At 68.5% G+C, this 15911-nt stretch carries 16 protein-coding genes; 13 read left to right on the forward strand and 3 right to left on the reverse strand.

Annotated features, from left to right (window positions below; genetic code table 11):
- Positions 1–148: 148 nt before the first annotated feature.
- The 3 genes from BMZ25_RS14250 (at position 149) to BMZ25_RS14260 (ending at position 2743) form a co-directional block, all read left to right on the forward strand.
- A complete protein-coding gene (locus BMZ25_RS14250; protein WP_092694751.1) occupies positions 149–520 on the forward strand; it encodes a helix-turn-helix domain-containing protein in 372 nt (123 codons plus the stop codon).
- Positions 521–599: 79 nt separating this feature from the next.
- Entirely contained in the window at positions 600–1406 is an 807-nt protein-coding gene (locus BMZ25_RS14255) for an inositol monophosphatase family protein (RefSeq protein ID WP_092694753.1), read from the forward strand.
- Positions 1403–2743 (forward strand): 8-oxoguanine deaminase, encoded by a 1341-nt coding sequence (locus BMZ25_RS14260; RefSeq protein WP_092694754.1) that lies wholly within the window; start codon positions 1403–1405, stop codon positions 2741–2743. The genes BMZ25_RS14255 and BMZ25_RS14260 overlap by 4 nt, the downstream gene beginning before the upstream one ends.
- Positions 2744–2816: 73 nt before the next feature.
- On the opposite strand, the gene guaD is transcribed toward BMZ25_RS14260, so the two are convergent.
- Complete coding sequence (gene guaD, locus BMZ25_RS14265) at positions 2817–4106, reverse strand: guanine deaminase (protein ID WP_092694756.1); 1290 nt, start codon at positions 4104–4106, stop codon at positions 2817–2819.
- A 133-nt stretch (positions 4107–4239) separates the two neighbouring features.
- Between guaD and mgtE the strand changes: the two genes are divergently transcribed.
- The 7 genes from mgtE to BMZ25_RS14300 all read left to right on the forward strand — a co-directional run bounded on the left by mgtE (position 4240) and on the right by BMZ25_RS14300 (position 10793).
- The gene (gene mgtE / locus BMZ25_RS14270) at positions 4240–5628 is read left to right on the forward strand and encodes a magnesium transporter (RefSeq protein WP_092694758.1); all 1389 of its coding nucleotides are present in this window, start codon (positions 4240–4242) and stop codon (positions 5626–5628) included.
- Positions 5625–6179, forward strand: coding sequence for a 5-formyltetrahydrofolate cyclo-ligase (locus BMZ25_RS14275; RefSeq protein WP_092694759.1), 555 nt, complete (start codon positions 5625–5627; stop codon positions 6177–6179). The genes mgtE and BMZ25_RS14275 overlap by 4 nt, the downstream gene beginning before the upstream one ends.
- Before the next feature lie 91 nt (positions 6180–6270).
- Positions 6271–7083, forward strand: a complete 813-nt coding sequence (locus BMZ25_RS14280; protein ID WP_092694761.1) for a TIGR00282 family metallophosphoesterase — start codon at positions 6271–6273, stop codon at positions 7081–7083.
- A gap of 79 nt (positions 7084–7162) precedes the next feature.
- Positions 7163–8941 carry an SLC13 family permease gene (locus BMZ25_RS14285; RefSeq protein ID WP_092694762.1) on the forward strand — a complete coding sequence of 593 codons (1779 nt, stop codon included), beginning with the start codon at positions 7163–7165 and terminating at the stop codon, positions 8939–8941.
- Complete coding sequence (locus BMZ25_RS14290; RefSeq protein ID WP_092694764.1) at positions 8938–9270, forward strand: hypothetical protein; 333 nt, start codon at positions 8938–8940, stop codon at positions 9268–9270. Before BMZ25_RS14285 ends, BMZ25_RS14290 begins: the two co-directional genes overlap by 4 nt.
- A 102-nt stretch (positions 9271–9372) precedes the next feature.
- A complete protein-coding gene (locus BMZ25_RS14295; RefSeq protein WP_092694766.1) occupies positions 9373–10122 on the forward strand; it encodes a YebC/PmpR family DNA-binding transcriptional regulator in 750 nt (249 codons plus the stop codon).
- A 68-nt stretch (positions 10123–10190) separates the two neighbouring features.
- Positions 10191–10793 (forward strand): LysE/ArgO family amino acid transporter, encoded by a 603-nt coding sequence (locus BMZ25_RS14300; protein ID WP_092694768.1) that lies wholly within the window; start codon positions 10191–10193, stop codon positions 10791–10793.
- Between the two features lie 96 nt (positions 10794–10889).
- On the opposite strand, the gene choV is transcribed toward BMZ25_RS14300, so the two are convergent.
- Positions 10890–11915: a choline ABC transporter ATP-binding protein gene (gene choV, locus BMZ25_RS14305; protein ID WP_092694769.1), complete on the reverse strand. Its 1026-nt coding sequence runs from the start codon at positions 11913–11915 to the stop codon at positions 10890–10892.
- Positions 11912–12745, reverse strand: a complete 834-nt coding sequence (gene choW, locus BMZ25_RS14310) for a choline ABC transporter permease subunit (protein WP_092694771.1) — start codon at positions 12743–12745, stop codon at positions 11912–11914. The genes choV and choW overlap by 4 nt, the downstream gene beginning before the upstream one ends.
- A 143-nt stretch (positions 12746–12888) precedes the next feature.
- Here choW and BMZ25_RS14315 point away from each other — a divergent pair, with 143 nt between their 5' ends.
- The 3 genes from BMZ25_RS14315 (at position 12889) to BMZ25_RS14325 (ending at position 15902) form a co-directional block, all read left to right on the forward strand.
- Positions 12889–13653, forward strand: a complete 765-nt coding sequence (locus BMZ25_RS14315; protein WP_092694773.1) for an MBL fold metallo-hydrolase — start codon at positions 12889–12891, stop codon at positions 13651–13653.
- A 448-nt stretch (positions 13654–14101) separates the two neighbouring features.
- Positions 14102–14596: a TRAP transporter small permease subunit gene (locus BMZ25_RS14320; RefSeq protein WP_218142548.1), complete on the forward strand. Its 495-nt coding sequence runs from the start codon at positions 14102–14104 to the stop codon at positions 14594–14596.
- The gene (locus BMZ25_RS14325; RefSeq protein WP_177190470.1) at positions 14586–15902 is read left to right on the forward strand and encodes a TRAP transporter large permease; all 1317 of its coding nucleotides are present in this window, start codon (positions 14586–14588) and stop codon (positions 15900–15902) included. The genes BMZ25_RS14320 and BMZ25_RS14325 overlap by 11 nt, the downstream gene beginning before the upstream one ends.
- The last annotated feature ends 9 nt before the right edge of the window (positions 15903–15911 follow it).

A 15911-nucleotide genomic window follows, 5' to 3' on the forward strand; every position in this document is an offset into this window, starting at 1 on the left:
CTAGGTTGCGCGGCGAAAGCTTAAGAATGTGCCCTTGCTTCATTGGTTTCATTGCGTGTTCTGCCCAGACCTGACCAAAAGGTCAGGTTGTCCGACAGCACAATCAGAAGTGATATCGATAGTGGAAACGAGTTCAGGAGCGATAACAATGAAACATCCAGTGGATGTGCACGTCGGGAAGAGGGTCCGCCATCGCCGGTGGATGACGGGGATGACCCAGCAGCAGCTGGCCGAACGTGTCGGAATTAAGTTTCAGCAAATTCAGAAGTACGAAACGGGCATGAACCGCATCAGCGCCTCGCGGCTCTGGGACATCGCGGATGCCCTCGATGCGCCCGTCTCCTTCTTTTTCGAAGGCCTCGACGAGCGTGAGCCGGCCGGCCAGTCCCGCTCGGGGATGCCGGGCGATATCATGTCGGACCGTGAAGCGCTGGAACTCGTGCGGTCCTATTACGCGATCCCCGAGAATCAGCGCCGCCGCCTGTTCGAGCTGGCCCGCGTGCTGAGCGACGCCGGCTGAGGTCGGGCCGTGCGGGGCTTGACCCTGCCGACGAACCACCGCAAGCCGGGGCCGTTCTTCCAGGATAGGACGCCCCGGCATGCCAGACCTCGATCCCGCTCTCACCGATGAGCTGACCGAAACTGCTCTCGCCCTGGCGGATGCCGCCCGGCCCGAGACGCTGCGTTGGTTCCGGTCCGACGCGCTCTCCGCCGACAACAAGGAAGAGGCCGGTTTCGACCCGGTCACGCAGGCCGATCGCGACGCCGAGGCCGCGATGCGTCGCGTCCTGGCCGAACGGCGCCCGTCGGATGCGATCCTGGGCGAGGAATATGGCCACAGCTCTGGTAGCACGTGCCTCACTTGGGTGCTGGACCCGGTCGACGGCACCCGCGCCTTCCTGGCCGGGGCGCCGACCTGGGGCGTGCTGATCGCGGTGGGGGACGCCGCAGGCCCCAGTATCGGGGTCATCGACCAGCCCTATATCGGCGAACGTTTCGTCGGTGCCGGGGGCCGGGCGTGGAGCGTCGGGCCGCAGGGGCAGCGTGCCCTGGCCACGCGGGCGCCGCGGCCCCTGGCGCAGGCGACGCTGCTGACGACCTTCCCCGAAGTGGGCGAGCCGGACGAGCGCGCCGCGTTCCAGGCCGTCGCGCGGCAGGCGCGGCTGACGCGCTATGGCCTCGACTGCTATGCCTATGCTCTGGTCGCGGCGGGGCAGGTGGACCTGGTGATCGAGGCGGGGCTGCAGGCCTATGACATCCAGGGACCGATGGCGGTGGTCCAGGCTGCGGGCGGGATCGTGAGCGACTGGCGCGGCAACCCCGCGCACGAGGGCGGGCGCGTCATCGCCGCCGCAAACGCCCGGATACACGCCGAGGCGCTCGCGCTGCTGCGGGACGTGCAGTGACCCACACGCTGATCCGCGGGGCGCAGGCCATCGTCACGATGGACGCGCAACGGCGCGAGTTGGCCGATGCGGACCTGCGCCTGCGGCACGGAATGGTCGCCGAGATCGGCCACGGTCTGACGCCGAGCGACGCCGAGATCGTCAGCGCCCGTGGCTGCGTGGTCACGCCGGGTCTGGTCAACACGCACCACCACCTGTTCCAGACGCTGACGCGCGCGGTGCCCGAGGCGCAGGACGCGTTGCTGTTCGGCTGGTTACAGACGCTCTACCCGATCTGGGCGCGCATGGGGCCCGAGGAGATCTTCGTGTCGGCGCAGGTGGGGCTGGCCGAACTGGCGCTGTCCGGCTGCACGATGTCCTCCGACCACCTTTACCTGTTCCCGAACGGCGCGCGGCTGGACGACACGATCGCGGCGGCCGCGACGGTGGGGCTGCGGTTCCACCCGACCCGCGGCGCGATGTCCATCGGGCAGACCGCCGGCGGCCTTCCTCCCGATGCGCTGGTCGAGCGCGAGGCGGACATCCTCGACGACTGCGACCGCGTGATCGCGGCGTTCCACGAACCGGCCGAGGGCGCGGTGGTCCGGGTCGGCGTCGCGCCCTGCTCGCCGTTTTCCGTCAGCCGCGAACTGATGCGAGATGCGGCCCTGCTGGCGCGGGACAAGGGCGTGCGACTGCACACGCACCTGGCCGAGAACGACGAGGACGTCGCTTTCTCGATCGAGACCTTCGGTTGCCGGCCGGGGCAATACGCCGAGGATCTCGGCTGGACCGGCGAGGACGTCTGGCATGCCCATTGCGTCAAGCTGGACGCCGCCGAGATCGACCTGTTCGCCCGCACGGGAACGGGCGTTGCGCATTGTCCGTGTTCGAATTGCCGGTTGGGTTCGGGCATCGCGCCGGTGGTCGCGATGCTGGACCGCGGCGTGCCGGTGGGGCTGGGCGTCGACGGCTCGGCCAGCAACGATTCGAGCCGCCTGTCGGACGAGGCGCGGCAGGCGATGCTGCTGCAGCGTGTTGCGATGGGGGCGGACGCGATGTCGGCGCGGACCGCCCTCGAGCTTGCCACGCGCGGCGGCGCGCGGCTGCTCGGCCGCGAGGATTGCGGCGCGCTGGAGGTCGGCAAGCGCGCGGATGTGGCAATCTGGGACGTCTCGGGCATCGAGTCCGCGGGCAGCTGGGACGCCGCGGCGCTGTGCCTGGCGGGGCCGCGCCTTGTGCGGGACCTGTTCGTCGAGGGACGGCGGATCGTGCGCGACGGGGTACTGACGACCATGGACCTCGGGACCGTGCTCGAGCGGCAGCGGCGGCTGGCGTGCGGGCTGATCGACGGGTGAGCGCTGCGATCCGGCCCGCGGGGACGCGGGCCGGGCCTCCGGCGGGGATATTTGGGGACCAAAGAGGGTGGGGTCAGCGCGCTGTCGGCGCCCCGTCGATCCAGGTGGCGGCGACGGCGCGGTCGTCGCCCATCATGATCGTGGGGAAGACCTGTTCCCATACGCTGTCCGCCCGCGCGGCGGCCTGTTCGATCGCCGGGGTTGAGGCGAGGTCGAGGATGCAGAGATCGGCCTCCATCCCCGGCGCCAGCGTGCCGATCCGGTCGTCGAGCCGCAGGGCGCGGGCCGAGCCGGCGGTGGCCAGCCAGAGAAGCTGGGCGGGGTGCAGGGCGGTGCCGGTGAGCTGTCCGATCTCGTAGGCGGCCGCCATGGTGCGCAGCATCGAGAACGACGAGCCGCCGCCGGTATCCGTGGCGAGACCGATCCGGTGCCCCTCGGCGGCGCGGCGCGCGGTGTCGAACAGCCCCGAGCCGATGAAGGTGTTCGAGGTCGGACAGTGCACCAGCGCGCCGCCGGTCTCGGCGATGCGGGCGGTCTCGCGCGGGGTGAGGTGGATGGCGTGGCCGAAGAGAGCGCCCGGCCCTACGAGGCCGGCGGCCTCGTAGGTGTCGAGGTAGTCCCGCGCCTGCGGGAACAGGTCGGCCACCCAGGCGACCTCGTCGCGCTGTTCGCTGAGATGGGTCTGCATCGGGCAGCCGGGATGCTCGGCCCAGAGCGCGCCCATCGCGGCGAGCTGTTCGGGCGTGGAGGTGGGCGAGAAGCGCGGCGTCACCGCGTAGGACAGCCGGCCCCGCCCGTGCCAGCGTTGCAACAGCGCCTTGCTGTCGTCGTAGGCGGATTGCGCGGTGTCGCGCAGGAATTCGGGCGCGTTCCGGTCCATCGCCGTCTTGCCGGCGACGAGGCGCATGCCGCGCCGCTCGGCCGCGGCGAAGATCGCCGTCACGCTTTCGGGGTGGATCGTGCAGAAGGTGCAGACGGTGGTGGTGCCATGCGCCGTGACGAGGTCGAGATAGGTTTCGGCCATCTGCGCGGCGTAGGCCGCATCGTGAAAGCGGCTCTCTTCGGGGAAGGTGTAGGTTTCGAGCCAGTCGATCAGCCGCTTGCCCCAGCTCGCGATGATCGCGGTCTGCGGATAATGCGCGTGGGCGTCGACGAATCCCGGCAGAATCAGCGCCTCGCCGTAATCGGTCACGTTGGCGTCGGGATGTGCGGCGCGCAGCGCGTCCGCGGCGCCGACCGCCGCGATCCGCCCGTCGTCGACCAGGACGCCGCCATGGCGCTCGTGCCGGACGGCGTCGTCGGGCGGCCCGGCGAAGGGATCGGCGGTGAAGGCCAGGGTCTGGCCGAGGAGGAGGCGGGACATGGACGGTGAACCTTGAAACGGACGCGACCGGCGCACCCTATGGCGGCCGTCCGGAGAGGTAAATCGCATGGCGCCCACTGGCCGGTGCGGGGCTCGCGTCCTATGGTCCGCGCGGGCAGGCCAGGAGACGAGCATGAGCGACGCGGACCAGGTGATCGAGACCGATGAGCAGGACGAGGACGCCTACGCCCTGACCGGCAAGACGGTGGCCGCCATCCTCGATGCCGTGGAGGCCGAGGACGCCGCTCTGCTGACCGAGCTGATGGAGCCGCTGCACGCGGCTGACATCGCCGACCTTCTCGAGCAGATCGACAGTGACAAGCGGCACCGGCTGATCGCGCTCTACGGCAAGGCGTTCGACGGCGAGATCCTGTCGGAGCTGGACGAGAGCGTGCGCGAGGACGTGATCGCGGCGCTGTCGCCCGAAGTCCTGACCGAGGCGGTCCGTGAACTGGAATCGGACGACGTCGTCGACCTGATCGAGGACCTCGAGAAGATCCACCAGCAGGTGATCCTTGAGGCGCTTGAGGCCAGCGACAGGGTCGCCGTCGAACGCGCGCTGACCTTCCCGGAATACTCCGCCGGCCGCCTGATGCAGCGCGAGGTCGTGATGGCGCCCGAGCACTGGTCGGTGGGCGAGGCGATCGACTTCATGCGGGCGGCGGAGGATCTGCCCGAGCAGTTCTATCACATCATCCTCGTGGACCCGCGGCTGCGGCCGGTGGGCCACGTGACGCTGGGCAAGGTGATGTCGTCGCGGCGGCAGGAAAAGCTGGCCGACCTGGCCGAGCCGTCATTCCGCACCTTCTCGGTCACGCAGGACGAAGAGGACGTCGCCTATGCCTTCAACCAGTATCACCTGATCTCGGCGCCGGTGGTGGACGACGAGGGTCGGCTCGTCGGCGTCATCACCATCGACGACGCGATGATCGTGCTGAGCGAGGAGAACGAGGAGGACATCCTGCGTCTGGCCGGTGTGGGGCCGGAATCGCTGTCGGACACCACGGTGCAGATCGTGAAGCAGCGCTTTCCGTGGCTGTTCGTGAACCTGATGACGGCGATCCTCGCCTCATTGGTAATCGCCCAGTTCGAGGCGACTCTGGCCGCCGTGGTGGCGCTGGCCGTGCTGATGCCGATCGTCGCCTCTATGGGCGGTAACGCTGGCACCCAGTCGCTGACGGTGGCGGTGCGGGCGCTGGCGACGCGCGACCTGACGGGGTCGAACGCGCTACGGGTGATCCGGCGCGAGCTGGTCGCGGGCTTTCTCAACGGCTGCGTCTTCGCGGTGCTGATGGGGGCGATCGGCATCTTGTGGTTCGGGACGCCAATGCTGGGGGTGGTGATCGGCCTGGCGATGATCGCCAACCTGGTCATCGCGGGGCTGGCCGGCATCCTGGTGCCGCTGACGCTGGACAAGGTGGGCGTCGACCCGGCGCTCGCTTCGGGTGTGTTCGTCACCACGGTGACGGACGTGATGGGCTTCTTCGCCTTCCTCGGCCTGGCCGCGGTGCTGATGCTATGAGTGGGTGCGACGACCCGAAGGCCGCGGCGCGGAAGGCCGCCCTGGCGCGGCGGGCCGAGGCGCATCGCGCGGCGAGGGGCCGGGCGGGGGCGTTGTCATCTTTCCTGGCGGGGCATCGGGGCGTGCCGGTGGCGGGCTACCTCCCGATCCGGTCCGAGATCGACCCGGTCCCGGCGATGGCCGAGGCTGCGGCCCACGGGCCCGTGGCCGTGCCGGTGGTCGAGGCCGAGGCGACGCCGCTGCGGTTCCGTGCCTGGACGCCGGACGTCCGTCTGACCGAGGGGCCGTTCGGCGTGCAGGTTCCAGTGGAGGGCGAGTGGGTGACGCCCGAGATCGTCATCGTGCCGATGCTGGCCTTCGACCGGCGCGGCGGGCGGCTGGGTTATGGCGGCGGCTTCTACGACCGGACGCTGGCGGCGCTCAGGGCGCAGGGGCCGGTGCTGGCCGTTGGATTTGCCTATGCCGGGCAGGAGATGGACGATCTGCCGCTGGAAGAAACCGATGCGCCGCTGGACATGATCGTCACGGAGAGCGGCGTGATCGACATTTGAGCAGACCGCGCTCCGGCTCCGGGGTCGTGCGATGCGAAGAAACGTGCCGCGCATCTTGCTCCGGCCCGTCCCAGCGCCTAGCAGGGACTTCATGAGACTTCTTTTCCTGGGCGACGTGATGGGCCGGTCCGGACGGACCGCGGTGCACGAGGGGCTTGCCGCGCTGCGTACCGCGTGGCGTGCCGACTTCTGCATCGTCAACGGCGAGAATGCCACGAACGGCGCGGGCCTGTCGCCGGATCACGCCAAGCTTCTGTTCGACGCGGGCGCGGACGTGGTGACTCTGGGCGATCATGCCTTCGACCAGAAGGACATGCTGCAGTTCTGCGAGAGCGAGCGGCGCATCATTCGGCCGCTGAACTATTCCAAGGCGGCGCCGGGGCGCGGCGCGCGGGTCTTCGACGCGCCGGGGGGGCGACGGGTGCTTGTGGCGCAGGTGCTGGGCCAGGTGTTCATGAAACGACCCTTCGACGATCCGTTCTCGGCGATCGAGCCGGTGCTGAAGGCCGCGCCGCTCGGGGCGCAGGTGCAGGCGAGCCTCGTCGACATGCACTGCGAGGCCACGAGCGAGAAGATGGGCATGGGCCATTTCTGCGACGGCAAGGCGAGCGTCGTCGTCGGCACCCACACCCACGTGCCCACGGCGGACGCGATGATCCTGCCGGGCGGGACGGCCTATCTGACCGATGCGGGGATGTGCGGCGACTATCACTCGGTCATCGGGATGGACCCCGAAGAACCGCTGCGCCGGTTCGTGACGGGCATGTCGAAGGGGCGGTTCACGCCGGCCTCCGGAGCAGGAACCCTGTCGGGCATCTTCGTCGAGACCGACGACGCGACGGGCAAGGCGGTGCGCGTGGCGATGGTGCGCGAAGGCGGCGTGCTGGAGCCGGCCCGTCCGTGATCCGCGATCGCCCGCTTGCCAGCCGCGTGCGGACCGTTAAGGTCTGCGCGATGCGCCCGAGCCGCGAGAAGACCGCAGGATGATCGCCCAGTATCTCGACCCCACCGCGCAGGCGATCCTCACCTTCGGTGTGGTGTTCGGCATGTTCATCGCCTTCGCGCGGGAAAGCTACCCGACGGAGGTCGTGGCGATCTCGGGGGCGTCGCTGATGTTCGCGCTGGGGCTGTTGCCCTACGAGGCGGCGCTCGAGGTGCTCTCGAACCCTGCACCGTGGACGATCGCCGCGATGTTCCTGGTGATGGGTGGGCTGGTGCGCACCGGGGCGGTGCAATGGCTGACCGAGCAGGCGGATCGCCGGTCGGATTCGCGGCCGATCATGACGCTGATCACGGCGCTTCTGGTCGTGGCCATCGGATCGGCCTTCATGAACAACACGCCCGTCGTCGTCGTGATGATCCCGGTCTTCGTGCAGCTGGCCAAGCGGATCGGCGTGCCTCCGTCGAAGATCCTGATCCCGCTGAGCTATGCCGCGATCCTCGGCGGGACGCTGACGCTGCTGGGGACATCGACGAACCTGCTGGTGGACGGCGTGGCGCGTTCGCGCGGGATGGAGCCGTTCACGATCTTCGAGATCCTGCCCCTGGGGCTGGTGCAAGTGGTCGTCGGCGGCGCCTATCTGATGCTGATCGGGCGCCACCTGCTGCCGGACCGCTCGTCGATGAGCGTCCTGCTGAGCGACCGGCGCAAGCTGAAATACTTCACCGAGGTCGCGGTGCCCGAGGGGTCGGGCCTGATCGGGGAACCGGTGCTCGAGGCGGAGCTGTTCAAGCGCGAGGGCGTCCGCGTGGTCGACGTGCTGCGCGGCGACGCCTCGCTGCGGCGCAATCTGGAAGAGGTGACGCTCGAGACCGGCGACCGGGTCGTGCTGCGCACCGAGATGGCCGAGCTTCTGGGGCTGCAGCAGAACAGGGACCTGCGCGCCGTCGACAAGCTGTCGAGCGTGGCCACCGACACCGTTGAGGTGCTGATTTCTCCCGGGTGCCGGATGATCGGCCGGTCGCTGGGCGCCATGCGCCTGCGCCGCCGCTACGGCGTCTATACCCTGGCCGTGCACCGGCGGAACCAGAACATCGGGCGGCAGCTCGACGACGTGGTGGTGCGCGTCGGGGACACGCTGCTGCTCGAGGGTGCGCCCGAGGACATCCAGCGGCTCGCGCAGGACATGGACCTGGTGGATATCGCCAAGCCGGCCGCGCAGGCGTTCCGCCGCGACAAGCAGCCGATCGCGATCGGCTCTCTCGGCGCGGTTGTGGTGCTCGCCGCCGCCGGCGTCGCGCCGATCCTGGCGCTGGCGGTGCTGGCGGTGGCGGTGATCCTGCTGGCGCGCTGCGTCGACGCGGACGAGGCGTTCTCCTATGTCGAGGGGCGCCTGCTGGCGCTGATCTTCGCCATGCTGGCCGTCGGGGCCGGGCTCGAGGAGACGGGCTCGGTCGAGATGCTGGTGGGGCTGATCGAGCCGGTGCTGCGGGGCCTGCCGCCCGCGCTGGTGATCTTCTGCGTCTATGCCATCTCGTCCACCCTGACCGAGATCGTGTCGAACAACGCGGTCGGCGTGATCCTGACACCGATCGCGATCGAGCTTGGCTCGGCCCTGGGGCTGGATCCGCGGCCGCTGGTCGTCGCCGTCATGTTCGCCGCGTCGGCGGCGTTCTCGACCCCGATCGGGTACCAGACCAACATGCTGGTCTACGGTCCCGGCGGGTACCGTTTCACCGACTACATGCGCGTGGGGGTTCCGATGAACATTCTGCTCGGCATCACGGCCAGTCTCGTGATCCCGCTGATCTGGCCGCTATGAGACGGGGCCTGCTGTTTCTGCTTCTGGCCGGCTGCGCGGCCGCACCGCGCGGGGATGCGCCGCGGCCCGGCGCGCAGCCTGAGCAGGTCGTGCTGTACCGCGACACGGTGACGGTGCGCTTCGACGACGGGCAACTCTGCGCCGTCCCGCGCGAGGCGCGCTCGGGCGGGTGGAGCGGGCGCACCGTCGGCTGCGCCCATGCCTGGACGGCCCGCATCGCCGTCCCGTCCGAGCGGCCGCGGCAGTCGCTGGCCCGCGGCGGCGAGCGCGTGCGTCTGACCGGTCCGGACGGCACGGCCATAGGCTACGGCCCGGCGCCGGGCGTCTGAGAGTGGACCGGGCCGGGGCGCCGGATCACGCGCGGAGGCTTGAAGCGGGGCGGGACCCTGCGATATACGACGCCATCCCGAGACATACGGAGCGACAGGACCATGGCAGGCCATTCTAAGTGGGCGAACATCCAGCACCGCAAGGGCCGGCAGGACGCCGCACGGTCCAAGCTGTTCTCGAAGCTGTCCAAGGAGATCACCGTCGCCGCCAAGATGGGCGATGCCGATCCAGACAAGAACCCGCGCCTGCGCCTCGCGATCAAGGAGGCGAAGTCGAACTCGGTCCCCAAGGACGTGATCGACCGGGCCATCAAGAAGTCGCAGGGCGGCGACGCCGACAATTACGAAGAGATCCGCTACGAGGGCTACGGCCCGCAGGGAGTCGCGGTGATCGTCGAGGCGATGACCGACAATCGCAACCGGACCGCCTCGACCGTGCGGTCGACCTTCGGCAAGCACGGCGGCAACATGGGTGAGACCGGGTCGGTCAGCTTCATGTTCGACCGCAAGGGGCAGGTGGTCTATCCCGCCGACGCCGGTGACGCGGACGACGTGATGATGGCCGCGATCGAGGCCGGCGCCGAGGATGTCGAGAGCGGCGAGGACGGGCACGTCATCTGGTGCGCCGACACCGATCTCAACGACGTGTCGACCGCGCTGGAGGAACAGCTGGGCGAATCCGAGTCGACCAAGCTTGTGTGGCGGCCGCAGACCACGACCGAACTGGACCTTGAGACGTTCCAGAAGCTGATGAGGCTGATCGAAGCGCTCGAGGACGACGACGACGTTCAGCGAGTGACGACCAATTTCGAGGTCTCCGACGAGGTCATGGCCGAGCTCGAGAACGCCTGACGCCCCGCGACACCGATTTTCCGAGCGGGACCGGTGACATGCGGGGCACCGCGCGCTAGGGACGCCGCATGGGTGCCGCATATCTCGCCGGCTTCGCGCTCGGCCTGTCACTGATCCTCGCCATCGGCGCGCAGAACGCCTTTGTCCTGCGCCAGGGGCTGCGGCGGGCGCATGTCCTGCCGGTCTGCCTGACCTGCGCGGTCTCCGACGCGGTGCTGATCGCGGTCGGGGTCGGCGGGTTCGGTTGGCTGGCCACGTCTGTGCCGTGGCTCGCGCCGGCGATGCGCTGGGGCGGGGCGGCGTTCCTGGCCGTTTACGGCGCCATGAGCCTGCGGGCCGCCTTCGGCCCGGCCGAGCACCTCGACCCGGCGGAGGGCGATGGCGGCGGGCTGTGGCGGGTGCTGGGCACCTGCCTGGCGCTGACTTGGCTGAACCCGCATGTCTATCTCGACACGGTCGTGCTCCTGGGCTCGGTCTCGGCCGGGTGGGAGGGTGCGCGTCCGGCCTTCGGCGGCGGGGCGGTGACGGCGTCCTTCGTGTTCTTCCTGGCCCTCGGATACGGCGCGCGCCTGCTGTCGCCGCTCTTTGCGCGGCCGCTGGCGTGGCGAGCGCTCGACGCCCTGGTCGGGGTGACCATGTGGGCGATCGCGGTAGGGCTGGTGACGGGCTAGTTCGGCCCGTGGTGGTGAGGGGGCTGTCCGCCCCCTCTTGCGCCTGCGGCGCAATTCACCCCCGAGGATATTTCCGGAACCAAAGAGGACGCGCGGTCAGGCTCCGGGCCGGGAGAGGGCGGCGAGGAGCGAGGACGGGGTGACGGTGCCGATGGGGCGCCCGTTCTCGGTGACCGTCAGAGCGACGGTGCCGTCGTCGAGCCGCGAGATCGCCTCGCCGATCGGGGCGGCGGCGTCGATCTCGGGGCCCTGGGCGGGTGTGCCGGCCATGGCGTCGCGCGCCGTCAGCACGCCGAGGGGGTTCATGTGGGCCACGAAGTCGGCGACGTAGTCGTCGGCCGGGGCGCGGAAGATGTCGCGCGGCGTGCCGTGCTGGACGATCCGGCCGCCCTCCATGATCGCGATGCTGTCGCCCAGCTTGAACGCCTCGTCGAGGTCGTGGCTGACGAAGATGATGGTGCGCCCGAGATTGCGCTGGATCTCGATGAGCTCGTCCTGCAGCCGGTTCCGGATCAGCGGGTCGAGCGCCGAGAAGGGTTCGTCCATCAGCAGCACCGGCGCGTCGGTGGCGAAGGCGCGCGCGAGGCCCACGCGCTGCTGCATGCCGCCCGAGAGCTCGGACACCTTGGCGTCGGCGCGGTCCGAGAGACCCACGAGGTCGAGCTGCTTGCGCACGCGGTCCTCGCGGTGGGAACGGGAGGCGCCGCCGAGTTCCAGGCCGAGGCCGACATTCTCGGCCACGGTGCGCCAGGGCAGGAGGCCGAATTGCTGGAACACCATGGCGATGTGGTTCAGTCGCAGGCGACGCAGGGTGGCGGCGTCGGCATGGGTCACCGAGGTCTCGGCGCCGTCGACGGACACCTGTACCTCGCCCCGCGTCACCGGGTTCAGCCCGTTGACCGCGCGTAGCAGCGTGGACTTGCCCGATCCGGAGAGGCCCATGAGCACGAGCAGCTCGCCCTCGGGCACTTCGAGGCTGCAATCGTGGACCCCGAGGACCTGGTCGGTCTCGTCCTGCACCTGGGCGCGGGTCTTGCCCGCGTCCATCGCGGGCAGGGCGCTTTCGGGCGCGTCTCCGAAGACGATGGAGACGCGGTCGAAGGTCACGGCGGGAGCGGTCATTTCTGGGGCATCCTCAGCATGCGGTCGAGAAGGATCGCGACGACGACGATGACGAAGCCGGATTCGAAGCCGAGCGCGGTGTTCACGGAGTTCAGCGCGCGGATCACCGGCACGCCCAGCCCGTCGGCGCCGACGAGCGCGGCGATCACCACCATCGACAGCGACAGCATGATGGTCTGGTTCAGCCCGGCCATGATCTGCGGCACCGCCGACGGCAGTTCGACCCGCCACAGGAGCTGGCGCGGGGTGGCGCCGAAGGCGGTTGCGGCCTCGACCAGCGCGGTGGGCGTCGACGAGATGCCCAGATGGGTCAGACGGATCGGGGCGGGCAGCACGAAGATCACCGTGGCCAGCAGGCCGGGCACCATGCCGATGCCGAAGAACACGATGGCCGGGATCAGGTAGACGAAGGGCGGCAGCGTCTGCATCAGGTCGAGGATCGGCCGCATCCAGGCATAGAGCCGGGGCCGGTGGGCCGCGCCGATGCCGATGGGAACGCCGATCCCCATGCAGACGACGCAGGCGGCGATCACCAGCGTCAGGCTTTCGGTCGTTTCCTCCCAGTAGCCTTGGTTCAGCACGAAGAGAAAGCCCAGCACCACCAAAAGGGCGGTCTGCCACCGACGCTGAAGTGCGTAGGTCAGCCCCGCCAGTACGGCGACGACGATCAGCGGGTGCGGGGTCTGCAGCACGGCGAGCAGCGACTCGATCAGCCATTCCATCGCGATGGCGAAGCTGTCGAACACGACGGCACCGTGGGTCTGCAGCCAGTCGAAGGTCGTCCCGGCGGCATCACCGATCGGGATCTTGTGTTCTGCGAGCCAGTCCATGACGGTTCCTTAATTGATTACTCAATCAAAATAAACCGGAACGCTCCGAGATGTGAAGCCCCGGACCGCAATCCGCGGTGGACGCCGGGCAGCGGAAACTATGTTGCAGGACATAGCACGAAAACAGATCGGAGTTTCGCCCAATGACGACCAGACGCACATTCATTAGAGGCGCCGCCGCAGGCATTGCCGCGACGACGATTCTTCCCTATGCGGCGCGGGCGCAATCGCAGGATGGCGACACGTTCGCCACCGACGGTGGCGAGATCACCGTGCACCCGGTCAGCCACGCCTCGTTCGTGATGGAGACGCCGGCGGGGGTCATCTACAACGATCCGGTGGGCGAGGCGTCGGCCTACGAGTCGTTCCCCGCGCCCGACCTGATCCTGATCACCCACGAGCATGGCGACCACTACAACGCCGAGACGCTCGCGGCGCTGGTGGGCGAGGACACGCAACTGCTGACCAACCCGGCTGTCTACGACATGCTGCCCGAAGATCTGAAGGCGCAGGCAACCGCGATCGCCAACGGCGAGACGGCCGAGATGATGGGCGTTCCAATCGAGGCGGTGCCGGCCTACAACACCACCGAGGACCGCCTGCAGTATCATCCCGAGGGGCGCGACAACGGCTATATCCTCGAGATCGACGGGATGCGCGTCTACATTGCCGGCGATACCGAGGGCACCGACGAGATGCGCGCGCTCGAGAACATCGACCTCGCCTTCGTGCCGATGAACCTGCCCTATACGATGGCCGTCGATCAGGCGGCGGACGCGGTGGCCGATTTCGCGCCGACCTATGTCTACCCCTACCATTATCGCGACAGTGACCCCGAGGAGTTCGCCGCGCTTCTGTCCGAGTCGGACGCGGAGACCGAGGTGAAGATGGGACCGTGGTACTCCTAGAGTTTTAGACGGCGCTTCCGGCGCCGTCTGTCCCGTGATGCTTGTCCGGCTGACCCGGCGCCGCCGTTCTCAGATATGCCGCCATGTCAGCGCGGCATGCGACCGACGGGTGCAGTCGGATGATCATCAGCCATCCCGACGTGAGCGAACGGGCCGGGCCGCGGTCCGGATCGCGCGTCCCGAGGAGCCGGCGCCCTGTGTGCCCAAGGCAACCGCCCGCTTTCGCCGTGAACGTCGCGGCACGTGGTCCGTAGCGGACGCCGCACCGGTGTTGTCCTGACGTAGGAAGGGTGACCGGCAAGGGCGATTTTCCCTTGCGTAAAGGTATTTTGCAGGTGGCCCTTAATGCGCAACAAAATTAGCCTCGGCATGCTGATCAATTTGACACGGTCCGATCCGGCGGGCATCAAAGCGCTGTGGTTCGCAAAGGGGAGGAGCGCCAGTGCTCATGCGAGCGATCGATACGGTGAACGAGGTCGTGGGGCGCGTCATCTGCGTTCTGGCGATCGTCTTTGCCGGGATCATCATCTTCGACGTCATCATGCGGTACGCGTTCAACGCGCCGACACGGTGGGCGTTCGACGTGTCCAAGCAGATCTACGGGTTCTACTTCATCCTGCTCGGTGGCTATGCCCTGCGCCACAAGGCGCATGTGCGGGTCGACCTCGTCACCGAGGCCCTGCGGCCGGGCCTGCGCCGCATCGTCGAGGCGGCGGGATACGTGATCTTCTTCTTTCCGTTCGCCTACGTCTTCGTGACGCGCTCCTACTCCTTCGCGTCGACCTCCTGGGCACAGAAAGAGCTGACCTACGGCGCCGTCCAGCTGCCGGTCTATCCGCTGAAGGCGGCGCTCTGCGTCGCGGCGGTGCTGCTGCTGATTCAGGGTGTCTCGGAATTCCTGAAACTCGTCCTCGGTACGGAGGAGACCGCCGATGGGCGCTGAAACGATCGCATTGTGCATGTTCGGCATGCTGCTGCTGGGGCTGTTCATGGGCCACCCGCTGGCCTTTGTCCTGGGCGGCTCGGCGGTGCTCGGCGCGGTCCTCGCGGGCAAGACGATGGTCCTCGGGATCGTCATCAACCGCATCTTCGGCGACGTGCTGGATAACTACACCCTGATCGCGATCCCCCTGTTCGTGCTGATGGCGCAGTTCCTGTCGAACAGCGGCGTCACCGACAAGATGTTCGAGACCCTGCGCCTGCTGATGGCCAATGTCCGCGGCGGTCTCGCGCTGGCGGTGGTGTTCATCTCGATCCTTCTGGCGGCGACGACCGGCATCATTGGCGCCTCGATTACCGTGATGGGCGTGATGGCGCTGCGGCCGATGCTGCAATACGGCTACGCGCCGACGCTGACGACCGGCGTGATCGCGGCGTCGGGCTGTCTCGGCATCCTGATCCCGCCGTCGATCATGCTGATCCTGATGGCCAGCTACTCGCCACTGTCGGTGGGCGAGCTGTTCGCTGGCGCGATGATCCCCGGCGTCGTGCTGGGCCTGCTCTATGCGGCGTGGGTGGCGATCCTGTCGGTGATGCGTCCCGACATGGCACCGTCGGTCGAGCCCGACGAGCACCTGCCGCGCGGACAGCTCTACCGCATGCTCGCGGTCGAGGCGCTGCCTCCGCTGTTGCTGATCTTCGGCATCCTGGGCTCGCTCCTGGCCGGCATCGCCACGGCGACCGAGGCGTCGGCCATCGGCGCGGCGCTCGCGCTGGTCATCGTCATCGCGCGGGGCCGGTTCACCTGGCCGTCCTTCTATAACGCGCTGCAGGAGACGGGGAAGACGTCGGCGATGATCCTGTTCATCGTGGTCGGCGCCACGGCCTTTACCGGCGTGTTCAACATCACCGGCGGCCTGCGGGCGACACAGGACATCATCCGCTCGCTCGACATGCAGCCGTGGATGTTGCTCACGGTGATGCTGTTCATCGTGTTCCTGCTGGGCGCGTTCCTGGACTGGACGGGCATCGTGCTGCTGTCCTTCCCGATCTTCCTGCCGATCGTGCAGGAAATGGATGTCAGCCTGCTGTGGTTCGTGGTGCTGATGGCGGTCGTGCTGCAGACCTCGTTCCTGACGCCGCCCTTCGGCTACGCGCTGTTCTACCTCAGGGCCATCGCGCCACCCGAGGTCAAGACGACGCATATCATCGTCGGCGTGCTGCCGTTCATTGCTCTGATCGTGCTGATCTGTCTGCTGGTCGCGGCGGTGCCGGGCATGGTGACCTGGCTGCCCGACGTGATCTACTGATAACCAGAA

The organism is Tranquillimonas rosea, from assembly GCF_900111315.1.
GTDB lineage: Bacteria > Pseudomonadota > Alphaproteobacteria > Rhodobacterales > Rhodobacteraceae > Tranquillimonas > Tranquillimonas rosea.